General features: G+C 70.3%; 23 protein-coding genes and 2 riboswitches. Of the genes, 12 read left to right on the forward strand and 11 right to left on the reverse strand.

Annotated elements, in window-relative coordinates; translation table 11 throughout:
• Positions 1–106: 106 nt before the first annotated feature.
• Positions 107–658, forward strand: a complete 552-nt coding sequence (locus OGL88_RS02580) for a PH domain-containing protein (RefSeq protein ID WP_205464124.1) — start codon at positions 107–109, stop codon at positions 656–658.
• 93 nt (positions 659–751) lie between these two features.
• On the opposite strand, the gene OGL88_RS02585 is transcribed toward OGL88_RS02580, so the two are convergent.
• Positions 752–2470, reverse strand: a complete 1719-nt coding sequence (locus OGL88_RS02585) for an ABC transporter family substrate-binding protein (RefSeq protein WP_205464123.1) — start codon at positions 2468–2470, stop codon at positions 752–754.
• Between the two features lie 257 nt (positions 2471–2727).
• Here OGL88_RS02585 and OGL88_RS02590 point away from each other — a divergent pair, with 257 nt between their 5' ends.
• From OGL88_RS02590 to OGL88_RS02600, 3 genes are read left to right on the forward strand one after another with little or no spacing between them, the layout of a single operon-like run.
• Positions 2728–3708 carry an ABC transporter permease gene (locus OGL88_RS02590; protein ID WP_205464122.1) on the forward strand — a complete coding sequence of 327 codons (981 nt, stop codon included), beginning with the start codon at positions 2728–2730 and terminating at the stop codon, positions 3706–3708.
• A gap of 3 nt (positions 3709–3711) precedes the next feature.
• Positions 3712–4650 (forward strand): ABC transporter permease, encoded by a 939-nt coding sequence (locus tag OGL88_RS02595; protein WP_263089438.1) that lies wholly within the window; start codon positions 3712–3714, stop codon positions 4648–4650.
• Positions 4643–6787 (forward strand): dipeptide ABC transporter ATP-binding protein, encoded by a 2145-nt coding sequence (locus OGL88_RS02600; RefSeq protein ID WP_263089439.1) that lies wholly within the window; start codon positions 4643–4645, stop codon positions 6785–6787. Before OGL88_RS02595 ends, OGL88_RS02600 begins: the two co-directional genes overlap by 8 nt.
• Before the next feature lie 105 nt (positions 6788–6892).
• Here the strand turns inward: OGL88_RS02600 and OGL88_RS02605 are convergent, their stop codons facing one another.
• The 5 genes from OGL88_RS02605 to OGL88_RS02625 form a co-directional block, all read right to left on the reverse strand.
• Positions 6893–7399: a PH domain-containing protein gene (locus tag OGL88_RS02605; protein WP_205464121.1), complete on the reverse strand. Its 507-nt coding sequence runs from the start codon at positions 7397–7399 to the stop codon at positions 6893–6895.
• A 62-nt stretch (positions 7400–7461) separates the two neighbouring features.
• Positions 7462–9204: a dipeptide ABC transporter ATP-binding protein gene (locus tag OGL88_RS02610; RefSeq protein ID WP_263089440.1), complete on the reverse strand. Its 1743-nt coding sequence runs from the start codon at positions 9202–9204 to the stop codon at positions 7462–7464.
• Positions 9201–10151 (reverse strand): ABC transporter permease, encoded by a 951-nt coding sequence (locus OGL88_RS02615; RefSeq protein WP_111084969.1) that lies wholly within the window; start codon positions 10149–10151, stop codon positions 9201–9203. The genes OGL88_RS02610 and OGL88_RS02615 overlap by 4 nt, the downstream gene beginning before the upstream one ends.
• Positions 10141–11070 (reverse strand): ABC transporter permease, encoded by a 930-nt coding sequence (locus tag OGL88_RS02620; RefSeq protein WP_123313322.1) that lies wholly within the window; start codon positions 11068–11070, stop codon positions 10141–10143. Before OGL88_RS02620 ends, OGL88_RS02615 begins: the two co-directional genes overlap by 11 nt.
• A 228-nt stretch (positions 11071–11298) precedes the next feature.
• Complete coding sequence (locus OGL88_RS02625) at positions 11299–12924, reverse strand: peptide ABC transporter substrate-binding protein (protein ID WP_263089441.1); 1626 nt, start codon at positions 12922–12924, stop codon at positions 11299–11301.
• 306 nt (positions 12925–13230) lie between these two features.
• Between OGL88_RS02625 and OGL88_RS17970 the strand changes: the two genes are divergently transcribed.
• Positions 13231–15219, forward strand: coding sequence for a S9 family peptidase (locus OGL88_RS17970; RefSeq protein WP_263089442.1), 1989 nt, complete (start codon positions 13231–13233; stop codon positions 15217–15219).
• Positions 15220–15303: 84 nt separating this feature from the next.
• On the opposite strand, the gene gcvP is transcribed toward OGL88_RS17970, so the two are convergent.
• Genes gcvP through gcvT form a run of 3 tightly spaced genes read right to left on the reverse strand, consistent with a single transcriptional unit; the run spans position 15304 to position 19740 of the window.
• A complete protein-coding gene (gene gcvP, locus OGL88_RS02635; protein WP_263089443.1) occupies positions 15304–18243 on the reverse strand; it encodes an aminomethyl-transferring glycine dehydrogenase in 2940 nt (979 codons plus the stop codon).
• On the reverse strand, positions 18240–18617 hold the full coding sequence (gene gcvH, locus OGL88_RS02640) for a glycine cleavage system protein GcvH (protein ID WP_123294121.1): 378 nt from the start codon (positions 18615–18617) through the stop codon (positions 18240–18242). The genes gcvP and gcvH overlap by 4 nt, the downstream gene beginning before the upstream one ends.
• A 4-nt stretch (positions 18618–18621) precedes the next feature.
• Complete coding sequence (gene gcvT / locus OGL88_RS02645) at positions 18622–19740, reverse strand: glycine cleavage system aminomethyltransferase GcvT (protein WP_263089444.1); 1119 nt, start codon at positions 19738–19740, stop codon at positions 18622–18624.
• Between the two features lie 49 nt (positions 19741–19789).
• Positions 19790–19891: riboswitch (glycine riboswitch) on the reverse strand.
• Positions 19892–20062, reverse strand: a riboswitch (glycine riboswitch).
• A gap of 96 nt (positions 20063–20158) precedes the next feature.
• Here gcvT and OGL88_RS02650 point away from each other — a divergent pair.
• The 4 genes from OGL88_RS02650 to OGL88_RS02665 are packed head-to-tail and all read left to right on the forward strand — an operon-like array spanning position 20159 to position 22058.
• Positions 20159–20533, forward strand: coding sequence for a BlaI/MecI/CopY family transcriptional regulator (locus OGL88_RS02650; protein WP_263089445.1), 375 nt, complete (start codon positions 20159–20161; stop codon positions 20531–20533).
• 13 nt (positions 20534–20546) lie between these two features.
• On the forward strand, positions 20547–21284 hold the full coding sequence (locus OGL88_RS17975) for a M48 family metalloprotease (protein WP_205464118.1): 738 nt from the start codon (positions 20547–20549) through the stop codon (positions 21282–21284).
• 40 nt (positions 21285–21324) lie between these two features.
• A complete protein-coding gene (locus OGL88_RS02660; protein ID WP_123673093.1) occupies positions 21325–21807 on the forward strand; it encodes an FBP domain-containing protein in 483 nt (160 codons plus the stop codon).
• Entirely contained in the window at positions 21804–22058 is a 255-nt protein-coding gene (locus OGL88_RS02665) for a hypothetical protein (RefSeq protein ID WP_111084959.1), read from the forward strand. The genes OGL88_RS02660 and OGL88_RS02665 overlap by 4 nt, the downstream gene beginning before the upstream one ends.
• A gap of 26 nt (positions 22059–22084) precedes the next feature.
• On the opposite strand, the gene OGL88_RS02670 is transcribed toward OGL88_RS02665, so the two are convergent.
• Positions 22085–22969 (reverse strand): LysR substrate-binding domain-containing protein, encoded by an 885-nt coding sequence (locus OGL88_RS02670; RefSeq protein ID WP_263089446.1) that lies wholly within the window; start codon positions 22967–22969, stop codon positions 22085–22087.
• A gap of 68 nt (positions 22970–23037) precedes the next feature.
• Between OGL88_RS02670 and OGL88_RS02675 the strand changes: the two genes are divergently transcribed.
• Positions 23038–23526, forward strand: coding sequence for a GNAT family N-acetyltransferase (locus tag OGL88_RS02675; protein WP_263089447.1), 489 nt, complete (start codon positions 23038–23040; stop codon positions 23524–23526).
• A gap of 29 nt (positions 23527–23555) precedes the next feature.
• Positions 23556–23741: a hypothetical protein gene (locus OGL88_RS02680; protein ID WP_123313312.1), complete on the forward strand. Its 186-nt coding sequence runs from the start codon at positions 23556–23558 to the stop codon at positions 23739–23741.
• A 9-nt stretch (positions 23742–23750) separates the two neighbouring features.
• On the opposite strand, the gene OGL88_RS02685 is transcribed toward OGL88_RS02680, so the two are convergent.
• Entirely contained in the window at positions 23751–24938 is a 1188-nt protein-coding gene (locus OGL88_RS02685) for a MalY/PatB family protein (protein ID WP_263089448.1), read from the reverse strand.
• 110 nt (positions 24939–25048) lie between these two features.
• Between OGL88_RS02685 and OGL88_RS02690 the strand changes: the two genes are divergently transcribed.
• Complete coding sequence (locus OGL88_RS02690) at positions 25049–25825, forward strand: isocitrate lyase/PEP mutase family protein (protein ID WP_263089449.1); 777 nt, start codon at positions 25049–25051, stop codon at positions 25823–25825.
• The last annotated feature ends 53 nt before the right edge of the window (positions 25826–25878 follow it).

The raw sequence follows: 25878 nt of genomic DNA on the forward strand, positions 1-25878 counted from the left end.
ACGCAGGATCTGCCTCCCCGGGGAATCGGGTCGTCCGGAGATACGCGCTGGTGTGTCACACCCGCTCCCCGGGCGTCTCCGGGGAGGCATCTCGTAACCTCGTCCGGTGCACACCACCATCGTCGCCCCGGGTCTCCGTCGTCTCGCCGTCGTCCTCTGGGTCGTCGCGGTGGCGCTCGTCCCCCTGGCACTGCTCGGTGGCAGCACCCCGTGGCTCGTCCCCGTCCCGAGCATCTGCATCGCGTTCGTGGCATGGGCCGCGCTCTGGCGTCCGCGCATCGAGCTGACGCCCGAGCACCTGCGGATCGTGGACGTCCGCCGCACCAGCACCTACACGTGGTCGCGCGTCACCGAGGTGCGGACGAAGTACGGCATCGAGGTCGTCACGAGCGAGGGCGTCCGCCGCGTCTGGATCGCGACGCGCCCGACCGCGCGGCTCACCGCGCGGGTGCAGGGCCGACCGGGAGGCCCGGATCACCTCGACGTCGACGCTGCGGCCGCGCGGATGCTGACCTTCGTGCCCGCCTCGGCTCCGCAGGACGGCCCGCCGCCCGCGACCGTGACGGCGGCGCCGATCACCCACCGGGTGCACGGGTGGACGGTCCTGGCGTTCGTCGTCCTCGGGATCGCGGCGTCACTCGCGGCGGCCCGGCTCTAGCGTGCCCGACGTCCACTCGCCCGCCGACGCAGAACGACACCCCCGACGTCGTGCGACGTCGAGGGTGTCGTCGTGGGTCGTGCGACCGCGGGACTACTTGGTGTAGCCCACGTCCTGCCACTTGACCGAGGACTGCTGGAACTGCGCGGGCCCGTAGTTCACGAGGTCCTTGCGCACACCCCAGGCGTACGGCTCGGCGAACAGCGGGATGGTGCCGGCGACGGCGACGATCTTCTTGTCGATCGCCTGCGCGTCCTTGATGCGGGCGTCGGGGTCGAGCTCGGCGTTCGCCTTGTCCCATGCCGCGCCGAGCGAGTCGTCCGTCACACCGGTGTAGTTCTGGCCGGCGTCGGCGGGGTAGTAGATCGACTTGAGCGACGAGATCGGGAACGGCGTGCCCTGCCACGCGAAGTACGTGGCGTCGAAGTCACGGCCGTCGGTGGTGATGTACTTCGTGAAGAAGTCGTCGGTCGGCACGGTGTCGATGGTCACCTTGAAGCCGGCGAGCTTCGTCTGCTGCTGCACGAGCTGCGCGATGTTCGCCGAGTTCGGGTTGTCCGACGGGATCACGAAGCGGACGTCGAGTTCCTTGCCGCCCTTGGTCGCGTAGCCGTCCGACCCGATCTTCCAGCCGGCGTCCTCGAGCTTCGACTTCGCCTTGTCCGTGCTGTAGCCGTAGACGCTCGACACGTCGTCCTTGTACCCCTCCTGACCGGGCAGGTAGACGAGGTTGTTGAGCACGTCGCCCGGGCTCTTCACCGGCGACAGGATCGCCTGGGCGAGGACCTTGCGGTTGATCGCCTGGGCGAACGCCTGGCGCACGTCCTGGTCCTTGAAGACGTCCGAGGTGCCGTTCAGCGTGATCTGCCGCTGCGTGGTGCCGAGCGAGCGCTCGATCTTCGAGTCGGAGCGCGAGTTCGCCGTCTTGAGGTTGTCGGCGCTGCCGTTCAGGTTGAACGCGTCGAGCTCCTTGTTGCCGTAGGCCTGCGCGACGCCGTCGCGCGAGACCGTCTTGAAGACGATGGTGTCGAGCTTGCCCTCGTCGCCCCACCACTTCGAGTTCTTCTCGAACGTGACGACGCCGCCGTTGGCGTCGAAGGACTTCAGGATGTACGGGCCACCGGAGACGTAGGTCTTGCCGTCAGCGGCGTACGGGCCCTTGGCCCAGGCGGTGTTGAAGTGGTCGGGGGTGTCGACAGCCCAGTACGGGTAGATGGCGCCGAGGACGCTCGCCCAGTCGGCGTTGGTCTTCGAGAACGTCATGATGACGTCCCGCTCGTCCGAGCCCTGCTTGACCGAGTCGACGTCCTCCCACACGTTGGTGGCGAGGGGCGCGAACGCCTTGTTCGTGCCGTTCAGCGCCTTCCAGTTCGCGATGACGTCCTTCGCGCTGATCGGGGTGCCGTCAGACCACACGGCCTTCGGGTTGATCTTGATCTCGACGGTCTGGGGCGAGTCCTTGGTCAGCTCGACCGAGGTCGCGTAGTCCTTGTTCGCCTCCCACTCGCCGTTCTCCTTGAACTGGATGAAGCCCGGCAGGTAGGTCTGCGAGATCGTGGTGTCGTCCACCGTCCCGGAGTCCAGGTTGGCGAGCTGCCAGTTGGCCGGAGCGGAGTCGATCGGCAGGGTGATCGACCCGCCGTCCTTGACGTCCGCGCGGTCCGCGACGGTCCAGCCGGTCGACTTCAGCGACGACTCGGCGACTGCGGAGCTGCTGTTGCCCGCCTGCCCACCGCCGGAGCAGCCGGCCAGCACGACGGCCGCGGCCGCAGCGGTGGCCAGCACGGCGATGCCCTTGATCCTCTTTCGCATGGCGAGGATTCCCTTTCGTTGTGGTTCGCGCAGTTCGCGCTGGAACGCGACGACCCCCGCCGCCACGCCTGTTGGTTGAGAACCCTAGTCACATCCGAAGGCTCCACAAGGGTTGGTGTGGGGAATCGAAACATGCTCGTAACGAATGTTGCATAGCGTCACAACGCCAAGTCCCATCCCTCCGCCGCGAGCGGCTAACCTGTCGCCACCGACAACGCCGTCCGGACGGATGGCCGCACCCCACGAGGTCCCAGTACATGCTTGCCTTCATCGCAAAGCGGATCGTCAACTACATCGTCCTGACGATCGTCGCGACGACCCTCGGTTACATCCTCGCCAGCAGCACGCTGAACCCGGCTGCCCGGTTCCTGGGCCGCAACCCGGCCGTGCCGCAGGGCACGATCGACGCGTCCCTGCAGAAGCTCGGTGCCGATCCGGACACCCCGCTCATCGTCCGGACGTGGACCTGGTGGTCGAACCTCGTCACGCACGGGTCGCTCGGCATGAGCACCCGCGGCACCGAGGTCACGGCCGACATCGTCGCCCGCTCCGGCACGAGCCTGCGCTTGCTGGTCATCGGCACGCTGCTCGGCGCGATCCTCGGGGTGCTGCTCGGCGTGTGGAACGCCGTCCGCCAGTACCGCACGTCGGACCAGGTCTCGACGTACCTGTCGTTCGCCGTGCTCGCCACCCCGACGTTCGTCATCGCGGTCGTCCTGATGATCCTCGCGACCGCGATGAACCAGGGGCTCGGCACCCAGGTGATCCGGTTCACGGGTGAGTACACGCCGGGGGTGAACGGGTTCTTCCCGGTGCTCGGCGACCGGCTGATCCACCTGTTGTTACCCACGATCTCGCTGACCATCGGCGCCGTCGCCACGTACTCGCGGTACCAGCGATCCGCGATGCTCGACGTGCTGTCGAACGACTTCATCCGCACCGCGCGGTCGAAGGGCCGGACGCGCGGATCGGCCATCATGCGCCACGGCGTCCGCGTCGCCCTCATCCCGATGTCGACGTTCTTCGCGTACTCGTTCGGGCTGATCCTGACCGGCGCGAGCATCACCGAGCTGGTCTTCAGCTGGCACGGCATGGGCGAGTACTTCGTCCAGGGCATCACCAACAACGACATCAACGCGGCCTCGGGCACGATCCTCTTCACGGCGATCCTCGTGCTCATCGCAGGAACCCTCGCGGACCTGCTCTACGCCGCGCTCGACCCGCGAGTGAGGGTGTGACCCGTGTCTGTTCTCGACCCCACGACCACGACCACCGCCGGTGACCCCGGTGACGGCAGCGCCGGCACGCCGGCGCACGTCATCGAGGTCAAGGGCGGCCGGACGCCGCTCTGGCGCAAGGTGTTCGGCACCTGGCGTGCCCGCATCGGTGGCGGCGCCCTGCTGCTCATCCTGCTGTGGGCCTTCGTCGGCCCGCACCTGTACCACTGGAACGCCGTCGACTCCGACGGCCTGGCGTTCGGCATGCCGCCCAGCGCCGCGCACTGGTTCGGCACGAACGACATCGGCCAGGACATCTACGCGCAGACGCTCGTCGGCCTGCAGAAGTCGCTGCTCATCGGCCTCATCGCCGGTCCGGCCGCGACGCTGATCGCCGGTATCGTCGGTGCGATCGCCGGCTACTTCGGCGGCACCGTGGACCGCGTGCTCGTGTGGGTCATCGACCTGCTGCTCGTGATCCCCTCGTTCTACGCGCTCGTGCTCCTCAGCCCGGTGTTCAAGAACCTGACGTGGGTGGCGCTCATCGTCGGCCTCGCGGTGTTCAGCTGGATGGTGATGGCGCGCGTCATCCGCGGCCAGACGATGTCCCTGCGCGAACGCGACTACGTCAAGGCCGCCCGCTTCATGGGCGTCCCGGCGTTCACGATCATCCGACGGCACATCCTGCCGAACGTGGCGTCCCTGCTCATCATCGACGCGACGCTCGGCGTCGGGGCCGCGATCCTGGCGGAGAGCTCGCTGAGCTTCTTCGGCTTCGGCATCCAGATCCCCGACGTCTCGCTCGGCACCCTGCTCGCCGCCGGCAGCCAGTCCGCCGTCACCCGCCCGTGGCTGTTCGTCCTGCCCGCCGCGACCCTCGTCGCGACCGTGCTCTCGACCAGCCTGCTCGGCGACGCCCTGCGCGACGCCATCGACCCCACCTCCGGAGCCAACCGTGACTGAGCCGCTGCTGACCGTGTCCGACCTGTCGGTCACGTTCAACCCGAAGACCAAGCCCGTCTACGCCGTTCGCGGGGTCGACTACACGGTGGCCCCCGGCGAGTTCCTCGGGATCGTCGGCGAGTCCGGCTCCGGCAAGTCGGTGTCCTCGATGGCCGTGATGGGTCTGCTCCCGTCGTCCGCCCACGTCGAGGGCAGCATCCGCTTCGACGGCCAGGAACTGCTCGGCAAGAACGACCGCGAGATGTCCCGCCTGCGCGGCGGCGACATCGCGATGGTGTTCCAGGACCCGCTGTCCGCCCTGACGCCCGTGTACACGATCGGCCAGCAGATCATCGAGGGGCTGCGACTGCACGACCGCTCCCTCACCCAGCACGCCGCCCGCACCCGCGCCGAGGAGCTGCTGCGCGTCGTCGGCATCCCGAACCCCGCTCGGCGCCTCGACGCGTTCCCGCACGAGTTCTCGGGCGGCATGCGGCAGCGCGCGATGATCGCCATCGCCATCGCGAACGACCCGAAGCTGATCATCGCCGACGAGCCGACCACCGCGCTCGACGTCACGATCCAGGCGCAGATCCTCGACGTGCTGCAGACGGCGAAGGACATGACCGGCGCCGCCGTGGTCCTCATCACGCACGACCTCGGTGTCGTGGCCGGCAACGCGGACCGCGTCGCCGTGATGTACGCGGGCCGCATCGTCGAGACGGCTCCGGTCGAGCCGCTCTTCCGCGAGCCCGTCATGCCGTACACGATCGGGCTCCTCCGCTCGATGCCGAACATGACCGCGGCCCGCACCGAACGGCTCGTCCCGCTCGAGGGCCGCCCGCCCCTGCTCACGCAGAAGCCGACCGGCTGCCCGTTCGCCGACCGCTGCCCCGCCGTGATCGACGCCTGCCGCGACGGCGAACCCGCGCTGGTCGAGCCGACCGTCCCGCAGAGCGGCGACAACCCGGTCCTGACCGGGACCGTCCCGACGATCGGCAACGGCACGCTGCTCGCCGACCACACCGCCGCGTGCATCCGTCGCGACGAGATCGCCGCGGGCACCCTCGAGCGGTCGGAGATCTTCCCCCGCCCCGAGGACATCCCCGAGGCGGCGGTCGACCACGGCGACGACGTCGTCCTCGAGCTCACCGACGTCGTCAAGACGTTCCCGCTCACCAAGGGCGCGCTCTTCCGCCGGCAGATCGGCGAGGTGCACGCGGTCGACGGCATCTCCCTGACGCTCAAGCGCGGGCAGGTGCTCGGGTTGGTCGGAGAGTCCGGCTGCGGCAAGACCACCACGATCATGGAGATCCTCGAGCTCGCCGGCGCGCAGCAGGGCACCATCCGGGTGAACGGCGTCGACACCGCGTCACTGTCGAAGAAGGACCGCCTGGCGATCCGCCGCGACATCCAGGTCGTGTTCCAGGACCCGATGGCGTCGATCGACCCCCGGCTCGACATCGGTTCGGTGATCGGTGAACCGCTGACGGTGCACGGCGTCGCGAAAGACGAGATCCGCCGCCGGGTCCGCGAGGTCCTCGAGCTCGTCGGGCTCGAGCCGAGCTACATCGACCGGTACCCGCACGAGTTCTCCGGCGGCCAGCGGCAGCGCATCGGCATCGCCCGTGCGCTCATCGTCGAGCCGAAGATCCTGGTGCTCGACGAGCCGGTCTCGGCGCTCGACGTCTCGGTGCAGGCCGGCGTGATCAACCTGCTCGAGGACCTGAAGCACCGTCTCGGCCTGTCGTACCTCTTCGTCGCCCACGACCTGTCCGTCGTCCGGCACATCGCGGACGACGTCGCGGTCATGTACCTCGGCCGAATCGTCGAGTACGGCGACGGCGACAAGGTGTTCTCCGACCCGCAGCACCCGTACACGCGCGCGCTGCTGTCGGCAGTACCGGTGCCGGACCCGTCCGCCGAGGCCGCCCGCGGTCGGATCCTGCTCGACGGCGACCTGCCCTCGCCCACGGAGCGCATCGACGGCTGCCGGTTCCGCACCCGCTGCCCGCTCTACCAGCTCCTCGACGAGGGCCGGCAGGAGCAGTGCCGCACCGTGGACCCGCGCCTGCAGGACGTGCACGGCCGCGGCGTCGCGTGCATCCAGACCGACCAGGAGCACCTGCTCACCGAGCGGGTCGGCGCGGTCGTCTGACGACGCGGGTCACGTGGTGGAGGTGACCAGCAGACGGACGGGAGGCCCGGCGCACGTCCTGCGCCGGGCCTCCCGTCCGTCTTGTGGTCGCGATCGCGAGCCGCGTCAGCCGCCCAGCGACAGGCTCAGCAGCGAGACCACGAGGAGCGTCAGCGCGACCGCGCCGACGACGACGGCAGGTCGGTCCCAGCCGCGCACGGCGTCGCCGTCACCGGCGACGGCACGCTGCTCCGCCCACCGGTCGAGCAGCACGGTCATCTCGTCCGGCTGGCGCAGCACGGCACGCTCACCGCGCCGGGCGGGCTTCGGCCGGGGCAGCGACGGACCGCCCCAGCACTGCACGCGACGCCCGGCGACCGTCTCGATGACGATCTGCCAGCGGAGCTTGACGTCGGCGACCGCGTGCCACGGCACCACGGTACGGCGGAGCGGGTTGACGACGGTGACGGCCGTGTCGTCGATGCGGATGCACGGGCGGTACGTGAGCACCCACAGGACCCAGACGAGCACGGCGATCGGTCCGACGGCGTCGAGCACCACGATCCAGCTGCCGCGCACCGCCGCGTCGACCAGCAGGAAGAGGCCGAGGACGGCGACGAGGCCGGCCGCCACGGCGCCTCCGCGACCAGCGCGGAGGACGACGGGACGTCCGGCCTCGTTCGTGTCCAGCAGGATCAGCGTCCGAACTCGAACCCGGCGCCGGGGATGGCGGCCAGGAGGTCCTTCGTGTACTGCTCCTTCGGGGCGGCGAAGACCTCGTCGGTCGTCGCCTTCTCGACGATCTTGCCCTGGCGCATGACGCACACGTTGTCCGCGACCAGGCGGACGACCGCCAGGTCGTGCGTGATGAACAGGTAGGTCAGGCCGAGTTCGGTCTGCAGCTCCGTCAGCAGGTCGAGGATCTGCCCCTGCACGAGCACGTCGAGCGCGGAGACGGCCTCGTCGAGGACGATGACCTCCGGCTTGAGCGCGAGCGCGCGGGCGACGGCGATGCGCTGCCGCTGCCCACCCGAGAGCTCGTTCGGGTAGCGGTTGACCATCGACTTCGGCAGCGCGACCTGGTCGAGCAGCTCGAGCACGCGGGCCCGACGCGATGCCTTGTCGCCCACCTTGTGCGTGGCGAGCGGCTCGGCGATCGTGTTCCCGACGTTGTACATCGGGTCCAGGGAGCCGTACGGGTCCTGGAACACCGGCTGCACGCGGCGGCGGAAGTCGAAGAGGTCCTTGCCCTTCAGCGCGCCGATGTCGATGCCGTCGAACTGCACGGTGCCGCTCGAGATGCTCTCGAGCTGCAGCACCAGCTTGGCGACGGTCGACTTGCCCGAACCGGACTCGCCGACGAGCGCCGTGGTGGTGCCCTTCGGGATCGCGAACGACACGTCGTCGACGGCCTTGAGCTCGCGGGTGGCGAGGCTCTTGCCACGCAGCTTGTAGATCTTCTCGAGGTTCTTCACCACGATGAGGTCCTCGGCCGGGCGGTGCTCGCGCTCCTGCGCCCGGGCGATGAGCTCGGCGTCGTCGCTGCCGGCGTCGGCGATCTCGATGCGCTCGTGCTGCACCTTCGACTGGATGCGACGGCTCGCAAGCGAGGGCGCCGCGGCGACCAGGCGCTGCGTGTACGGGTGCTGCGGGTTGGCCAGGATCTCCTTCGAGGGACCGGCCTCGACGACCTGGCCCTTGTACATCACGACGAGCTTCTCGGCGCGCTCAGCCGCGAGGCCGAGGTCGTGCGTGATGAACAGCACCGAGGTGCCGAAGTCGCGGGTCAGGCTCTCGAGGTGGTCGAGGATGACGCGCTGGACGGTGACGTCGAGCGCGCTCGTCGGCTCGTCGGCGATGAGCAGCTGCGGGCGGCTCGACAGACCGATGCCGATGAGCACGCGCTGCCGCATGCCGCCGGAGAACTCGTGCGGGTACTGCTTGAGGCGGTTCGCGGCGTCGCCGAGGCCCGCTTCCTTCAGGACCTCGATCGCGCGGTCGCGGACGGCCTTCTTGCCGGTGGCCATGCCGTTCGCACGGATCGCCTCCTCGACCTGGAAACCGATCGACCACAGCGGGTTGAGGTTCGACATCGGGTCCTGCGGGACGTAGCCGATCTCCTTCCCGCGGATCTCGGACATCTCCTTGTCGCTCAGCCCGACGAGCTCGCGCCCGTTGAACTTGATCGACCCGCCGGTGACCTGGCCGGTGCCGGGCAGCAGCTTGATGATGGCCTGGGCGCTCGTGGACTTGCCGGAGCCGGACTCGCCGACGATGGCCAGACGCTCACCCTGCTCGAGGGTGAGGTCGACGCTGCGCACGGCCTGCACGAGACCGGACTGCGTCTTGAAGCCGACCTGCAGGTCGCGGATCTCGAGCAGCGGGGCGCCGTCGGCGTTGGTGCGTCGGCCGGTGGGGTTGGTCAGCGTCTCGCTCATCGGCGGGCCCTCGCCTTCGGGTCGAGCGCGTCGCGCACCACGTCACCGAGGAGCAGGAACGCGAGCACGGTGATGGACAGCGCGGCCGACGGCCAGAAGATCGTCGACGGGTTGGTGCGGATCGAGGTCTGTGCCGTACCGATGTCGAGACCCCAGCTGAGGGCCGACGGCGGCAGTCCGATGCCGAGGAACGACAGGGTCGCCTCGGCCACGATGAACGTGCCGAGCGAGACGGTCGCGACCACGATGACCGGAGCCAGCGAGTTCGGGATGACGTGGCGCACGAGCGTCTTGAACCGGCTGACGCCCAGGGCCGCCGACGCCATGACGTAGTCCGCCTGCTTGGCGCTCAGGACGGCACCGCGCATGATGCGGGCGATCTGCGGCCAGGCGAACGCGGCGAGCACGAGCGCGACGGTGATCGCGTTCCGCGCCGGGATGACCGACATGATCACGATCGCACCGAGGACGGTGGGGATCGAGAAGAAGATGTCACCGATGCGGGACACGATCGTGTCGAGCCAGCCGCCGTAGAACCCGGCCAGCGCACCGATCACGATGCCGACGAGCGACACCAGGACGGTCGCGACGATGCCGACGATGAGCGAGTTCTGGGCGCCCCAGATCACGCGGGCGTAGACGTCGGAGCCCTGACGCGTGAAGCCGAGGATGTGCCCGGCCTCGGGTCCGCCGTCGCTGTTGTCGAGGTTCGACGCACGCGGGTCGACGTGGGCGAAGAGCCCCGGGAAGACCGCGACGACGATGATCAGCAGGATCAGGATCGAGGAGATCCAGAACGTCGGGCGGGTCCGCATGGACTCCCAGGCGTCGGTCCAGAGGGAACGGGTCTTCTCGTCCTCGTTGACCTGGTCGATCGCCTGCAGGGGCGTTTCCTCGAGCGGGGCGACGAAGTGCGTCGCCGAGCGGGGTGCGGCGTTACTTGGCATAGCGGATCCTCGGGTCCAGGACGGCGTAGAGCAGGTCCACCAGGAGGTTGGCGAGCATGAAGATGATGACCATCACGGCGACGAAGGAGACCACCGTCGGGCCCTCGCCGAGCTTGACGGCGCGGAACACCGTGCCGCCGACACCGTTGATGTTGAAGATGCCCTCGGTGACGATCGCACCGACCATCAGGTTGCCGATGTCGACACCCAGGTAGGTCACCACGGGGATGAGCGAGTTCCGGAAGATGTGGACGCCGACCACACGACGTCGGGGCAGGCCCTTGGCGGTGGCGGTGCGCACGAAGTCCGCCGTGGTGTTCTCGGCCACGCTCGCACGGGTGAGCCGCACGATGTAGGCGAACGACACGGACGCCAGGACGATCGCCGGCAGGACCAGTTCGTCCCACGGCGCTTGCCCGGACACCGTGACCCGGAACAACCCGAGCTTGATGCCGAACACGTACTGCAGCACGAACCCGACGACGAAGGTCGGCACCGAGATGAGCAGCAGCGAGACGACGAGCGCGGTGGCGTCGAACAGCTTGCCCTTGCGCAGACCCGCGATGACACCGACGACGATGCCGGCGACGGCCTCGAACACGAGCGCGAGGATCGCGAGACGAGCGGTGATCGGGAACGCGGAGGCGAGCTGCTGGCTGACCGGCAGACCGGAGTAGGTCACGCCGAGGTCGCCGCGGAACACGCCGCCGATCCAGAGCAGGTACTGGACGATGAACGGCTTGTCCAGGTTGTACTGCTGGCGCAGGGTCTCGATGACCTGCGGCGACGGCTGGCGGTCGCCGAACAGCGCTGCGATGGGGTCGCCGGGCAGCGAGAACACCATGAAGTAGATGAGGAACGTGGCCCCGAAGAACACGGGGATGAGTTGCAGGAGGCGCTTGCCGAGGTACCAGAGCATCAGATCCCTGCCCGGTCCGGAGCGATGTCGATCAGGTTCATTGTGGTGAGGGGTGGACGTTCCGAGGGTCGGCACGGATGTCCGGTTCGGGCGGCGGCGCCCGATGTGGTGGGGGAAGGTGTTGCCGCCGTGGTACGGGGGTTCGGGGACCGTTGTGGTCCCCGAACCCCCGTCCGGTGGTCGCGAGGCAGGATACCTGCCCACGCGGTGCTCTCGAGGAGAGCGGTGTTACTTCTTGACCTCGATGTCGTAGTACAGCGGCACCGAGTTCCAACCGAACTTCACGTTGGACACGTTGTCGGCGTTCCAGACACCGGTGACGTTCGAGTACCAGAGCGGGATCTCCGGGAGGTCCTTGAACAGGAGCTCCTGGGCCTGGTCGAAGGCCTTGTTGCCCTCTTCGACCGTGGCGGCCGAACGGCCCTCGGCGAGCAGCTCGTTGTACTCCTTGGAGTCGTACCGCGAGTAGTTGTTCGACGAGCCCTCACCCATGGTCGGGCCGAGGAAGTTGTACAGCGACGGGTAGTCGGCCTGCCAACCGGTGCGGCTGCCGCCCGTGAGCTTGTCGTTCGTCTGGAGGTCGAGGGCCTCCTGGAACGTCGGGATCGCGTTGCCCTCGGCCTTGATGCCGAGCGTGTTCGAGATCGAGTTCGTGACCGCGGTCACCCACGCCTCGTGCCCACCGTCGGCGTTGTACGTGATGGTGAGGGTGTCGTCGTACTTCGAGATCTTGTCGGCCTCGGCCCACAGCTTCTTCGCCTCGGACTCGTTGTAGTCCAGGACGTCGGAGCCCTCGAGGTCGTCGTTCCAGCCCGCGATGACCGGCGACGTGAAGTCCTTCGCCGGGGTGCGCGTGCCGTCGAAGATCTTGTCGGTGATCTGCTTGCGGTTGATGGCCATCGAGACGGCCTCGCGACGCAGCGCGCCTTCCTCGCCCTTCCAGTGGTCGAGGTAGTACGGCAGGTAGATCGCCTGGAAGATGGCGGCCGGCTGGTTGACGTTCGAGTCCGGGAAGTCCGACTTGTACGTCTTGAAGGCGCTGTCCGGCACGGCGTCGAGGACGTCGAGGTTGCCGCCCTGCGCGTCGGAGTACGCGGTGTCCTGCGAGGCGTAGAACGTGATCGTCAGACCACCGTTCTTCGGCTTGCGCTTGCCCTCGTAGTCCTTGTTGGTGACGAGCTTGATGGACTGGTTGTGCGTCCAGGCCTTCTTGCCGTCGAGCTTGTACGGACCGTTGCCGATCGGGTTCTCACCGAACGCCTTGGTGTCGTCGTAGAACGAGGACGGCAGCGGCACGAACGCCGAGTAGCCGAGCGACAGCGGGAAGTCCGACTGGGCCGACTTCAGCGTGACGGTGAACTCGTCGTCGTCGACGACCTTGAGGCCCGTGAGCTCCGAGTCCTTGTCGGCGTCGTAGCCCTCGATGTTCTCGAAGAAGTAGCTGGCGCCCTGGGCGTTCGACTTCTGCGCGGCCCAGTTCCAGGCCTTGGTGAAGGACTCCGCGGTGACCTTCTCGCCGTTCGTGAACGTGTAGTTCGTGTTCAGCGTGATGTCGAAGGTCTTCGAGTCATCGGTGTCGATGCTCTTGGCGACCTCGTTGACCGGCTTGCCGTCGGCGTCGTACGAGACGAGGCCTTCGAAGAGCGAGTCGATGATCTTGCCGCCACCGGTCTCGGTGGTGTTCGACGGGATCAGCGGGTTCTGGGGTTCGCTGCCGTTGGTGGTGACGATCCCGGACGCGTTCGCCGAGCCCGAGCCACCCCCGTCGGAGCTGTTGCTGGAGCAGGCGGTCAGGGCGAGTGCTGTGGCCCCGAGCACGGCGAGGGCGGAAAGCCCGGCGCGCTTCTTGATCAAGGTTCCTCCTGGTGCATGGGACGCGCAAGGGCACAGCGGTGTCGCCCGGGCGCGTTTGACATCTGCACTGTAGGCAAGGTGGACAGCAGCCTCCAAACCCTGGAGCGAACGGTTACAAGCCGGTAACCAACTTGCACGATCCTTGCGAGAGGATGCAAGATTCGCGCGCTCGCCGAACGCCCTCGCGCTTTTGTTGCATCTGCATGAAATTCGTTGCACTGCGACACAGTTCTGTGCAAGGAAGACCTGTTCCGAGGCCGCCTCAGGACCCGGGCATCCGTGCCGCACCAGCCGTACCGTGAACACGTGCTCGCGAACGACATCCCCCATCTCCACGTCCCCTCCTCCCCCACCGTCAGCGGCGATCCCGGGGATGGCGGAGCGGCCTTCGTCGCGGTCTCCCGTCCGGACCTCGAGCAGGACGCGTACCAGAGCACCATCGAACGTGTGACCACCGAGGGCGCGGTCCGCTGGACGTCCGGCGACCGCGACTCGTCGCCAGCCCTGTCCCCCGACGGTCGCTCGCTCGCCTTCCTCCGGTCCGTCCAGGACGACCACGGCGTCGCACACCCGCAACTCGCCGTGGCGCCGGTGCACGGCGGCGAGGCCCGCGTCGTCACCGCCCTGCCGCTCGGCGCCGGCACCCCGGTCTGGTCGCCCGACTCGACACGCGTCGCCGTGGCCGCACGTTTCCCCGAACCCGGACGCTACGGCTCCGAGGTCCCCGGCGGCGACCGTCGTCCGGCAGCGGACGCCGAGGCGCCGCGGCTCGTGTCCCGGCTCGACTTCCACGTCGACGGCACGGGGTACCTGCTCGACAAGCCGCAGCAGATCGTGGTCGTCGACGTCACCGACCCCGCAGCGGCACCGGTGGACTCCCCGCTCACGAGCGCGCCCTGCTCGGTCTCCGCGCCGGCCTGGTACCCGGACGGCAGCGCGCTCCTCGTCGTCGCCCCGCGGGACCTCGGCGAGCGTGAGACCCACGACGACGACCTGTACCGCGTCGACGCGTCCGACGGCACGATGGCGCTGGCGATCCGGACCGAGGGCTCGGTCAGCTCGATCGCGATCGCCCCGGACCGTACCGTCCACTACGTCGGGGCGTCGCACCGCGACGGGCAGCTGGTCGGCGAACCCGAAGGACTCTGGGTCGCGGCGGACGGCTCCGATCCGGTACGGCTCACCGCCCGTGAAACCGTCGACGTCACCGGCACGCCGGTGTTCCACCGCGACGACGTCCTCGTGACGGTGCTCGACCGTGGCACCGTCAGCGTCCGTCGTGTCCCCACCGGCACGACGGCTCCGCTTCGGCTCGACGAACTCGGGGTCGTCCTCGGGGGCCGTCTGGTCGTCTCGGGCTTCGACGTCGACGGGGACGTCCTGGTCGCCACGGCTGCCACGACGGACTCGCCCGGCGAGGTGCACGTGGTCGACCTGACCGCATCCGAGGACGCCGTCCCCTCGGTCGTCACCGACTACGCGGCGCCGCTCCGGTCCGAGGCATCGGCCCCCGGGGTCCGCCGCATCGAGGAGCTCACCGGCACCGCTCCCGACGGCACCCCGGTGCACGGCTGGGTCGTCCTGCCCGAGGGCGAGGGGCCGCACCCCGTCCTCCGCGTCGTGCACGGCGGACCGTTCGGCCAGGACACCTGGGCGTTCTTCGACGAGGCGCAGGTGTACGCCAGTGCCGGGTACGCCGTCGTCATCGGCAATCCGCGCGGATCCGGCGGGTACGGCCTCGACCACGGCCGCGCGGTCATCGGGGCGATGGGCACCGTCGACGTCGACGACGTGCTCGCTCTGCTCGACGCAGCGCTCGAGCGCCCGGACCTCGACGCGGCACGCGTCGGCATCATGGGTGGCTCCTACGGCGGGTTCATGACGAGCTGGGTCGCCGCGCACCACGGCGAGCGGTTCGTCGCCGCGTGGAGCGAGCGCGCCGTGAACGCGTGGGACTCGTTCGCGGGCAGCTCGGACATCGGTTGGTACTTCGCCGACGCCTACGTCGGTGCCGACCCCGAGGAGCAGCGACGCCGGAGCCCGCTGACGTACGCCGCGCAGGTCACCATCCCGTTCATGGTCGCGCACTCGGAAGCGGACTGGCGCTGCCCGATCGAGCAGGGGCAGCGCCAGTTCGTGGCCCTCCGGCGCGCGGGGGTCGACGCGTCGTTCCTCGTGTTCCCGGGCGAGGGCCACGAGCTCTCCCGCTCCGGCACGCCGTGGCACCGTGTGCAGCGGTTCGAGCACGTCCTCGCGTGGTGGGCGGAGCACCTGCCCGTCACGCCGGTCGCCTGACCGGGCTGACGACGGACGGGAGGCCCGTGGCGGGTCCGCCACGGGCCTCCCGTCATCTCGGTGGTGCGTCGAGGACGCGGGTCGCTACGCGAACGCCTCCACCGGCGGGCACGCGCACACCAGGTTGCGGTCGCCGTAGGCCTGGTCGATCCGGCGGACCGGCGGCCAGTACTTGCGGCCGCTGATGCCCGGCAACGGGTAGACGGCCTGTTCGCGGGTGTAGGCGTGCGCCCACTCCCCCGAGATCACCGACGACGCCGTGTGCGGGGCGTGCACGAGCGGGTTGTCGTCCGCCGGCCACTCCCCGCGCTCCACCGCCGAGGCCTCGGCACGGATGGCGAGCATCGCGTCGACGAAGCGGTCGAGCTCGGCCAGGTCCTCGCTCTCGGTCGGCTCGACCATCAGGGTGCCGGCGACCGGGAACGACATGGTCGGGGCGTGGAAGCCGTAGTCGACCAGGCGCTTCGCGACGTCGTCCACGGTGATGCCGGTGGTGTCGCGCAGCGGACGCAGATCGAGGATGCACTCGTGCGCCACGAGGCCGTCCTCGCCCGTGTAGAGCACCGGGAACGCGTCGCGCAGTCGGGCCGCGATGTAGTTCGCCCCGAGCACGGCTGCCTCGGTCGCGCGGGTGAGGCCCTCGAGCCCCATCATCCGGACGTAGGTCCACGTGATGGGCAGGATGCTCGGGCTGCCGTACGGTGCCGCGCTGACCGGCCCGCCGGCGTGCGCCAGGCGGTCGTCGGCCTCGGCCGCGGTCGATCCGGGCCGTCGGTCGGCCTGCTGGGCGAACGGGTGCCCCGGCAGGTACGGCGCCAGGTGTGCCTTCGCCGCGACCGGACCGACACCGGGTCCGCCGCCGCCGTGCGGGATGCAGAAGGTCTTGTGCAGGTTGAGGTGCGAGACGTCGCCGCCGAAGTCGCCGAAGCGGGCGTGGCCGAGCAGGGCGTTGAGGTTCGCGCCGTCGACGTAGACCTGGCCGCCGGCGTCGTGCACGGCGTCGCAGATCTCGCGGATGTCGTGCTCGTACACGCCGTGGGTCGACGGGTACGTGATCATCAGCGCCGCGAGCGTGTCGGCGTGCTGTTCCGTCTTCGCGCGGAGGTCCTCGAGGTCGACGTTGCCGTTCTCGTCGCAGGCGACCACGACGACCTTCATGCCGGCGAGGACCGCCGAGGCCGCGTTCGTGCCGTGCGCGCTCGACGGGATCAGGCAGACGGTGCGCTCGGTGCCGCCGTTCGCCAGGTGGTAGCCGCGGATCGCGAGGAGTCCGGCGAGCTCGCCCTGGCTGCCCGCGTTGGGCTGCAGGGACACGGTGTCGTACCCGGTGACCTCGGCCAGCCAGGACTCCAGGTCACCGATCATGTCGAGGTAGCCCTCGACGTCGCCGCGCGGCGCGAACGGGTGGATGTTCGCGAACTCCGGCCACGTCACCGCGGCCATCTCGGTCGCCGCGTTGAGCTTCATCGTGCAGCTGCCGAGCGGGATCATGCCGCGGTCGAGCGCGTAGTCCTTGTCCGCCAGGTGCTTGAGGTACCGCATCATGCGGGTCTCGCTGCGGTGTGCGCTGAAGACGGGGTGCGTCAGGTACTCACTCGTGCGCACCAGACCGGCCGGGAGGCCCGCGGCCGCGTCACGGACGGCTGCCTCGGTCGCAGGGACGGTTACGTCCACGGCCCCGAACACGCCCGCCAGTCGGGTGACGTCGTCGGGCGTGGTCGTCTCGTCGACGGAGAGCTGGAACACGTCCTCGTCCACCTGGTGCAGCAGGAAGTCGGCGTCCTGTGCCGCGGCGACGACCGCCCCGGCGCGACCCGTGGCCCGCAGGGTGAGCGTGTCGAAGAAGGCGTCGTGCACGACCTCGAGCCCGGCGCCACGGGCGACCGCGGCGAGCGCCGACGTCGTCCGGGCGACCCGGTCCGCGATGAAGCGCAGCCCCTCGGGCCCGTGGTAGACGGCGTACATCGAGGCCATCACGGCGAGCAGGACCTGCGCGGTGCAGATGTTGCTCGTCGCCTTCTCGCGGCGGATGTGCTGCTCGCGGGTCTGCAGGCTGAGGCGGTAGGCCATCGCCCCGTCGGCGTCGAAGGAGACCCCGACCAGGCGACCGGGCAGCTGGCGTTCGAGCCCGGCGCGCACGGCGAGGTAGCCGGCGTGCGGGCCGCCGAAGCCGAGCGGGACGCCGAAGCGCTGGCTCGTCCCCACGGCGACGTCGGCACCCAGGTCACCGGGGCTGGCGAGCAGGGTCGTGGCGAGCAGGTCGGCCGCGACGACGGCGATGCCGCCACCGGCGTGGACGCGCTCGATGATCGACGACGGGTCGACGATCCGGCCGGAGGCACCGGGGTACTGCACGATCACGCCGAAGGCGCCGTCGAGCTGCTCGTCGGTCGGCCCGGCGACGGGGTCGAACGCACGCAGCGTGATGCCGACGGCGTCCGCACGGTGGTCGAGCAGCGCGCGGGTCTGCGGCAGCAGGTCGTCGTCGACGAGGAACGCGTCGCCCTTCACCTTGGACGCGCGGCGGGCGAGGAGCATGCCCTCGACCACGGCGGTGCCCTCGTCGAGCATCGAGGCGCCGGCGGTGGCCATGCCCGTCAGGTCGGAGACCATCGTCTGGAAGTTGATGAGCGCCTCGAGCCGGCCCTGGGAGATCTCCGGCTGGTACGGCGTGTAGGCCGTGTACCAGCTCGGGTTCTCGAGCACGTTCCGCTGGATCACGGCGGGGGTGTGGGTGCCGTGGTACCCGAGCCCGATCATGGCGCGGCGAACGGTGTTGCGTCCGGCCTTGGCCCGGAGTTCGGCGAGCGCCTCGGTCTCGCCGACGGCGGCAGGGATCACCGAGTCGGTGACGGGTGCCGCGTGGATCGACTCCGGGATCGCGGCGCGGACCAGGGCGTCGAGCGACGGCCGGCCGACGGTGTCGAGCATCGTCTGCTGGTCGGCCGGGGTGGTGCCGATGTGGCGGTCGGCGAACGAGGTCTGCAGGTTCTGGAACCCCTGCTGGTCGTCGGGGCCGGTCATGCGATGGACGCCCGGTACGCGTCGTGGTCCATCAGGTCCTCGGGGAACGAGGTGCCGTCGACCTTGATCTTCACGAGCCAGCCGGTGCCGAACGGGTCCTGGTTGACCGTGTCGGGGGCGTCGACCACGGCGTCGTTGACCGCGACGACCTCGCCCTCGATCGGCGCGAAGAGCTCGCCGACGCTCTTCGTGGACTCGATCTCGCCGATCTGCTCGCCCGCGGTGGTGGCGGTGCCGACGGCGGGGAGCTCGACGTAGACGACGTCACCGAGTTGCTCGGCGGCGTGGTCGGTGATGCCGACGGTGACGGTGTCGCCCTCGACGAGGAGCCACTCGTGGTCGGCGGTGTACTGGAGTGCGGTCTGGTCGCTCACGGGATCAGCCTTTCTGAGGACGGCGGTAGAAGGGGAACGCGGTGACGGTGCTGGGGATGGCCGTTCCGCGGACGTCGATGTGCAGGACTTGTCCCTCGGTGGCGAGCGCCGGGTCCACGAAGGCCATCGCGACCGGGTGGCCGAGCGTCGGCGAGAGGGCACCCGAGGTGACGGTGCCGACGACCGTGCCGTCGTGCACCACGTCGTAGCCGGCACGCGGGGCGCGGCGGCCCTCGGTGACGAGCCCGACGAGCACGCGGGCGTCGTCCGACGGCGCGACACCGGCAGCGCCGACGAAGTCACCGGTCTTCGCGACCACGCGGCCGAGGCCTGCCTGGGCGGGGCGCACGTCGGTGCCGAGCTCGTGTCCGTACAGGGGCATGCCGGCCTCGAGCCGCAGGGTGTCGCGCGCCGCGAGCCCGGCGGGGACGACACCGCGGTCGGCGCCGGCCTCGAGCAGCGCGTCCCAGATCGCCGGGGCGACCTCGGGTGCGCTGTACAGCTCGAAGCCGTCCTCACCGGTGTACCCGGTGCGGGCGACGAGCACCTCGGAGCCGTCGAACACGGCGTGCAGGGCGCGGTAGTAGCCGAGGTCGTCGAGCGGGCTCTCCGGCTGCAGGCGGTCGGCGACGACGAGGGCGTCGAGCGTGCCGGCGGCCGCGGGGCCCTGGATCGCGACGAGTGCGGTGCTGTCCGAGTCGTCCGACACCGCGACGTCGAAGCCGTCGGTGCGCGCGGACAGCGCGGCGACGGCGACCTCGCGGTTCGACGCGTTCGCGACGACGAGGAACACGTCGTCGTCGGTGCGGTACACGACGAGGTCGTCGAGGATCCCGCCGTCCTCGGCCAGCAGCAGGGAGTACTTCGCGCGGCCGAGCGGCATCGCACCGAACGACCCGGCGAGCGCGTGGTCGAGGAACGCGACGGCGTCCGGACCGGTGACGCCGATCTCGGCCATGTGCGACAGGTCGAAGACCCCGGCCGACTGGCGCACCGCGTGGTGCTCGGCGAGGTCGGACGAGTAGCGCACGGGCATGCGGTACCCGGCGAAGTCGGTGAAGGTCGCACCGGCGGCTTCGTGCGCGGGTTCGAGCGGGGACGAACGCAGTGGCGTCGGACTCATGGCGGAGTTCTCCTGGCATCAGCAGGACCCGGCGACGATCGCCGGGTGGAACTCCCCCTCTGTCATGGGCCTGAGAGTTTCACCGCGGCCCGTGAGGTCCGGCGGCTTTCACCGTGGGCGAGACGACTGAGCGTCTGCTTTTCAGAGTGGCCTGTCCGCTGCGGTGTGGGACCTGAGAGATTGACGGGGGGTTTGCTCCTTCGGTGCCGTGCGTGCGCCCGAGGGCGCGGTGCGCCCGAGGGCACGATGTACCCGAGGGCACGATGTACCCGAGGGCACGATGTACCCGTGAGCTCTGCACGGCGTCTCCCGCGACGGATGAGCGGCCGGTGTGTTCAGTTGTCCGCGCCGAGCATACCGAGACCGCGTTACGAACGTGTGTCGTGTGCCGGCCTTCGACATCTCGTAGAATGCGGGGATGGCCGGACAGCGATCACGCCCCAGGGGGCAGCTCGAGCAAGCGGTGCTCGACGCGCTCCGCTCCGTGACCGACGGCCTCACCGCACGGCAGGTGCTCGATGCGTTCCAGGAGCCCCGGCCGGCGCTGACCACGGTGCTCACCGTCCTCGACCGGCTCGGCCGCAAGGGCCAGGTGGAGCGGCAGGAGCACGACGACGCCCCGCTGAGCTTCCGCGCCGTGCACAGCCGCGACGAACAGACCGCGTCCCTCATGTCGAGTGCGCTCGCCGCCTCGGCCGACCGTGAAGCAGCGTTGCTGCAGTTCACCGGCTCGCTCGCCTCCGACGACCTCGAAGCCCTCCGCCGCGCCCTCGACGCCCGCGCACGTTCCTGACCGGGGCCGCTCCGTGGTCGTCGCCGGCATCGCGCTCATCGTCCTCGCCCTGCTGGTGGTCGTGTTCGCCCCGAGGGTGCTGACCCGGTCCGCCTGGACCATCGACCGGCCGCGCACCGCACTGGTGTGCTGGTCGCTCGCGGTGCTGCTCGGCGTCGTCGGCTTCGTCGCCGGCATCGCGCTCGTCGTGCTCGCCGACCGCCCGCTGAGCGAGCTCCTCGGCGGGGACGGTTCCCCCACGCACGGCTTCAACGTCGGTGTCGCACTGCTCGCGGTCATCGCGTTCGTCGTCGCCGTCCGCGTCCGCCCCGGACCCGAGCACGAGGCCGTCCGCCAGGCCATGCGCTCCGGCGTCGCGCCGCACCGCGAGATCGACGGCACCCCGGTGGCCGTCGTCGACGCCGAACACGCCCTGGCCTGCGCGGTGCCCGGACGGAGCGGCGGTGTGCTGGTCAGCACCGGCTTGGCAGACCGGTTGCGGACGGACGAACTGGAGGCCGTGGTCGCCCACGAACGCGCCCACCTGACCCAGCACCACGCGGCGGCGGTCGCGGTCGCGGAATCGATCGAGCGTGCGGTCCCGTGGGTGCCCGGTGCGCGCGCCATGGCGCGCTCGACGCGCGTCCTCGTGGAGTTCGCCGCCGACGACGCCGCAGCCCGACGCGTCGGACGCGACGCCCTGCGCCGGGCCGTCCTGGTGGCGGACGAGAGCAGCGCGCTCGGGGCGATCCGGGCCTCCAGGCTGTCCTGACGCACCACGTGTCGGAGGCGAGGCATATGGTGATCGGACCGTGAAGCCACTGACCGAAGCCGACATCCGATCCTCGTTCGTCAACGCCACCCCCGACGAGCTCGAGCAGCTGCCGATCCCCGGCCTGCACGAGATGCTCTGGGACGAGCGCGAGTTCCTGGGCTGGCGCGACCCGCAGGCCGCCCGCCGCGGGTACATCGTGTCCTGGATCGACGACCGCCCCGTGGGCATCATCGTCCGGTCCGCGGGCGGGTCCCTCCGCGCCGGCATCGCCGCGATGTGCTCGTTCTGCCACTCCCCGCAGCCGGCGACGCAGGTGCGGCTGTTCTCGGCGCCCCGTGCGGGCGAGGCCGGACGCAACGGCAACACCATCGGCACCTACATCTGCGAGGACCTCGGGTGCTCGATGCTCATCCGCACCGCGCCCCCGCACCTCAACCCGCCGGCGACCATCGCGATGCGCGGCGCCTCGCTGCTGCAGCGCGTGCAGAACTTCACCGCGGACATCATGAAGTCGGCGTGAGCCGCTTCGGCACCGCCCGCTGGGCCGTGGTCGAGGAACTCGGTGACGGCCGCTGGCGCCTCACCCTGCGTGACGAGGCCGACGACGAACTCGGTGCGTTCGGCCTCGGGGTCGAAGGGCCGTGGGACCCCGACGTCGAACCCCACGTCGGGTTCGTGCTCGTGCAGCTCGGGCTGACCCTGCGGGGTGCACGGCCGTGGCACGTCGACGAGCTCGGCGACCACCGGGCGCCGGTCCTCGCGCTCGGCTGAGCGGAGCGCTTCCCGCTGGGCGTCGCTCAGTCGGCTTCGACGAAGTTCCGCAGGATCTCGCGGTCGTCGTCGGCGCGCATCGCCCACGACAGCTCGCTGCGGTGATCACTGTCGGTCAGCGGCAGCAGGACGACGGTGTCCGGTGCGGCGAGCGCGGCGCTCTCCGGAGCGACGGTCACGCCGAGTCCCGCACCCACCAGGTGCAGGACGGTGGCCCAGGTCGTGGCCTCCTGCACGACCGCGGGCCGTCGACCACCGGCGGTGACCGGAGCGAGGTTCCGCTCGGTCGCGAGTGAACCGGCCACGGCCGGGAAGAACACGAAGGGCTCGTCCACGAGCTCGGGCCCTCGGATCGCCGTCCGGTCCGCAAGCCGGTGTCCGCGCGGGACCGCCGCGACGAACGCCTCGGTCCGGAACGGCAGCAGCCGCACGGCGGGGTCCGGATCCGGGTCGCGCACGACGGCCAGGTCCAGCTCGCCTCGCACGATGCGGGCGAGGAGCGTCGACGAGTAGCCCTCGGTCAGGTCCACACGGACCATCGGGTACCGCTCGCGGAACGCCTGCACCCGCTCGATCGGCCCGAGGGGCAGCGCGGAGACGACGAACCCGACGTCGAGCCGGCCGGCCTCGCCCCGCCCGACCCGGACCGTCTCGTCGAGGTCGCGGCGCACCTGCCCGAGCAACGACCGCGCACGCCCCCGCAGCACCCGGCCGGCGGCGGTGAGGGCGACGCTGCGGCTCGTGCGGACGAACAGGTCGACGCCGAGTTCGCGTTCCGTGCGGCGGATCTGCTGGGACAGCGCGGGCTGTGCGATGCGGAGGCGCTCTGCAGCGCGCCCGAAGTGCAGTTCGTCCGCCACGGCCAGGAACGCGCGAAGCTGACGGAGGTCGACGTCCGGATCCCGATCCATGCACGCAGCCTATCGATCGAAGCGAACGAGTATTGGACGCGACCTCATCGGGATCGGAGGATGGACGCATGCCCGAAGCGACCTCCACCGTCACCATCGCCGACCTCGCCACCCCCGCCGACGCCGAGGCGTTCCGCGTCCTCAACGAGGCCTGGATCACGCAGTTCTTCGCGCTCGAGGACGAGGACCGCAAGTTCCTCGGCGACCCCGTCGGTCACGTCGTCGAGCCCGGCGGCGCCGTGTTCGTCGCACGACTCGACGACCAGGTGATCGGGTGCATCGGCATCGTCCCGACGACGCCGGGGGTGTTCGAGCTCGTGAAGATGGCCGTCGCTCCGGGCCACCAGGGGCACGGCACCGGACGGAAGCTCATCGCCACTGCACTCGACCGCGCCCGGGAGCTCGGTGCGCAGCGGGTCGACCTCGAGAGCAACGCGCAGCTGGCCAGCGCCGTGCACCTGTACGAGGCGTTCGGCTTCCGGCACCTGCGCGACGACGAGCTCGTGCCGAGCCCGTACGTCCGCGCCGACGTGCACATGACGCTCGAACTGCGCTGAAGGCAGCGCCGTTTCGGTACGCTCGCGACATGGCGACGTACGAGGTGCAGGCGGTCCGTGAGCGTGGCGCGTGGCAGGTGTTCATCGACGGCTTCATGGTGACCGAGGTCGACCGCTGGCCGGCCGTCGGCTTCGTCGCCCGGGAGATCCTGGCGATGGACCGCACCGACGACCTGCAGATCCGCGTCGTCGGGCGCAACCAGTACATCGACTGACCCGGGCGCTCACGCGACGTGCCAGACCAGCCCCTCCTGCGCACTCGACGGGTACGCCGAGGCGATGCGCAACACGGCTTCGCGCAGCGTCTCCGGTGAGCACGCCAGGTTGAGGCGGACGAACCCACGCCCCTCGCTCCCGAACCCGAGCCCCGAGTTCAGCGCGACGTAGGCGTTCTCCCGCAGTGGCACGGCCGGGTCGTCGCCGAGCCCGATCCCCCGGAAGTCGAGCCACGCCAGGTACCCGGCTCGGGGCCGCGTGTAGACGACCCCGGGCAGGTGCTCGGCGAGGAGCTTCGCGAGCAGCCGGTCGTTGGCCACGATCCGGGACACCACGTCGTCGAGCCACGTGGTCCCGACGGTGAACGCGGCGAGGTTCGCGTGCAGCCCGAGGATGCTCGTCCGGCAGGCGACCTCCTCCCACAGGGTGTCGAGGAGCGCGGCGGTCCGCTGGTCACCGGCGACGATGATCGAGCACTTCACGCCCGCGAGGTTCCACCCCTTGCTCGCCGAGGTCACGCACACGCTGCGGGCTCCGACGGGCTCGGCGACGGCCGCGAACGGGGTGAACTGCACGCCGGGGTGGGTCAGGGGTGCGTGGATCTCGTCGCTGATGACGAGGACGTCGTACTTCGCCGCGAGTTCGGCGATCGCGAGCAGGTCAGCCCGGTCGTGCACGAGGCCGACGGGGTTGTGCGGGTTGCAGAGCAGGAAGACGCCGACCCCGCTGGCGAAGGCCCGCTCGAGTCCCTCGAGGTCGAGCCGGTACTGCCCCCACTGCTCGAGCAGCGGCACCTCTTCCACCTGACATCGGGCCTCGTCGACGAGCTCGAAGAACGGCGGGTACACCGGCGGCGTGATCGCGACGCGGCCGCCGTCGGGCAGCGCGAGTCGCAACGACTCGACGATGCCGACGCTGACGTCGGTGGCCAGGTGGATCCGGGACGGGTCGATCTCCCAGCCCCAGCGGTCGAGGGCGAACTGCGCGAACGCGGGCGCGAGTGGCCCCGGTCCGTCCAGGTAACCGAGGTCCGACTGCGACACGCGCTCGATCAGGGCCTGCCGGATCTCCGGCGCGACGTCGTGGTCCATCTCGGCGACGAACAGGGGCAGCACGTCGGGCGCGTACCGCGTCCACTTGATGCTGGTCCGGACCCCGCGGAGCGTGCCGACCGGGTCCTGCTCGTCGCTCGCCATGCGTCCCAGCATGCACCGACCGGGAGGCCCGGCGCGAGCCCGCCTGTCATCCAGCGTCGTCTTCCGCGCACCCTGGGACGCGGGGCGTCGCCCCGCCTACTGTCGGTCCCATGAGCACGAGCACCGCCGACAAGGCCACCACCCTCAAGCAGCTGCACGAAGCCCCGGAGATCCTCCGCGTCGTGAACGTGTGGGACGCGATCACCGCGAAGGTCGTCAGCGACCTGCCCGGCACGAAGGCGATCGCCACCGCCGGGCACTCGATCGCCGCGTCGTACGGGTACGACGACGGCGGGATGCCCCTCGACCTCGCGCTGTCGGGCGCCGCGATCGTGGCCGCCGCGACCGACCTGCCGGTCACCGCGGACCTCGACGACGGGTACGAGGACCCGGCCGAGACCATCCGCCGAGCGATCGGTTCCGGCATCGTCGGCGCCAACGTCGAGGACCGCCTGCGCCCCTTCGACGAGGCCGTCGCCCGGGTCGCCGCGATCACCGGCGCCGCCCAGGCCGAGGGCGTCGACTTCCAGCTGAACGCCCGCACCGACGCGATCGCCCGCGGCGGCGACCGTCCGCTCGACGAGAGCATCGCGGACGCCATCGCGCGCGGCAAGGCGTTCCTCGACAACGGCGCCGCGCTCGTCTTCGTGCCCGGCGCGATCCAGCGCGACGTCGTCGAGCAGCTCGTCGCCGGCCTCGGCCGCGGCAAGCTGTCGGTCATCGGCCTGCCGGGAGCCCTGCCTGCCGCGGAGTACGAGGCACTCGGCGTCGCCCGCATCTCGTACGGGCCGCTCACGCAGCGCGTCGCGCTGCGGGCGCTCCGCGACCTGGCGACCGACCTCTACGCCGACGGCGTCGTGCCGGAGGATACCCCGACCCTGAACTGACGGAGCGGACGGACGGGAGGCCCGGTGCCAGCTGGCACCGGGCCTCCCGTCTT

It is taken from the genome of Curtobacterium sp. RIT-PI-V (genome assembly GCF_025642935.1).
Taxonomy (GTDB): Bacteria; Actinomycetota; Actinomycetes; order Actinomycetales; family Microbacteriaceae; genus Curtobacterium.

What these genes read in the sequence shown, in the direction of transcription:
- OGL88_RS02610 (WP_263089440.1), bottom strand. Translation starts at nt 9,204, where the DNA reads ATGAGCGAGACGCTGACCAACCCCACCGGCCGACGCACCAACGCCGAC.
- OGL88_RS02615 (WP_111084969.1), bottom strand. Translation starts at nt 10,151, where the DNA reads ATGCCAAGTAACGCCGCACCCCGCTCGGCGACGCACTTCGTCGCCCCG.
- gcvT (WP_263089444.1), bottom strand. Translation starts at nt 19,740, where the DNA reads ATGAGTCCGACGCCACTGCGTTCGTCCCCGCTCGAACCCGCGCACGAA.
- OGL88_RS02620 (WP_123313322.1), bottom strand. Translation starts at nt 11,070, where the DNA reads ATGCTCTGGTACCTCGGCAAGCGCCTCCTGCAACTCATCCCCGTGTTC.
- OGL88_RS02590 (WP_205464122.1), top strand. Translation starts at nt 2,728, where the DNA reads ATGCTTGCCTTCATCGCAAAGCGGATCGTCAACTACATCGTCCTGACG.
- OGL88_RS02650 (WP_263089445.1), top strand. Translation starts at nt 20,159, where the DNA reads ATGGCCGGACAGCGATCACGCCCCAGGGGGCAGCTCGAGCAAGCGGTG.
- OGL88_RS02685 (WP_263089448.1), bottom strand. Translation starts at nt 24,938, where the DNA reads ATGGCGAGCGACGAGCAGGACCCGGTCGGCACGCTCCGCGGGGTCCGG.
- OGL88_RS02675 (WP_263089447.1), top strand. Translation starts at nt 23,038, where the DNA reads ATGCCCGAAGCGACCTCCACCGTCACCATCGCCGACCTCGCCACCCCC.
- OGL88_RS02680 (WP_123313312.1), top strand. Translation starts at nt 23,556, where the DNA reads ATGGCGACGTACGAGGTGCAGGCGGTCCGTGAGCGTGGCGCGTGGCAG.
- gcvP (WP_263089443.1), bottom strand. Translation starts at nt 18,243, where the DNA reads ATGACCGGCCCCGACGACCAGCAGGGGTTCCAGAACCTGCAGACCTCG.
- OGL88_RS02690 (WP_263089449.1), top strand. Translation starts at nt 25,049, where the DNA reads ATGAGCACGAGCACCGCCGACAAGGCCACCACCCTCAAGCAGCTGCAC.
- OGL88_RS02585 (WP_205464123.1), bottom strand. Translation starts at nt 2,470, where the DNA reads ATGCGAAAGAGGATCAAGGGCATCGCCGTGCTGGCCACCGCTGCGGCC.
- OGL88_RS02670 (WP_263089446.1), bottom strand. Translation starts at nt 22,969, where the DNA reads ATGGATCGGGATCCGGACGTCGACCTCCGTCAGCTTCGCGCGTTCCTG.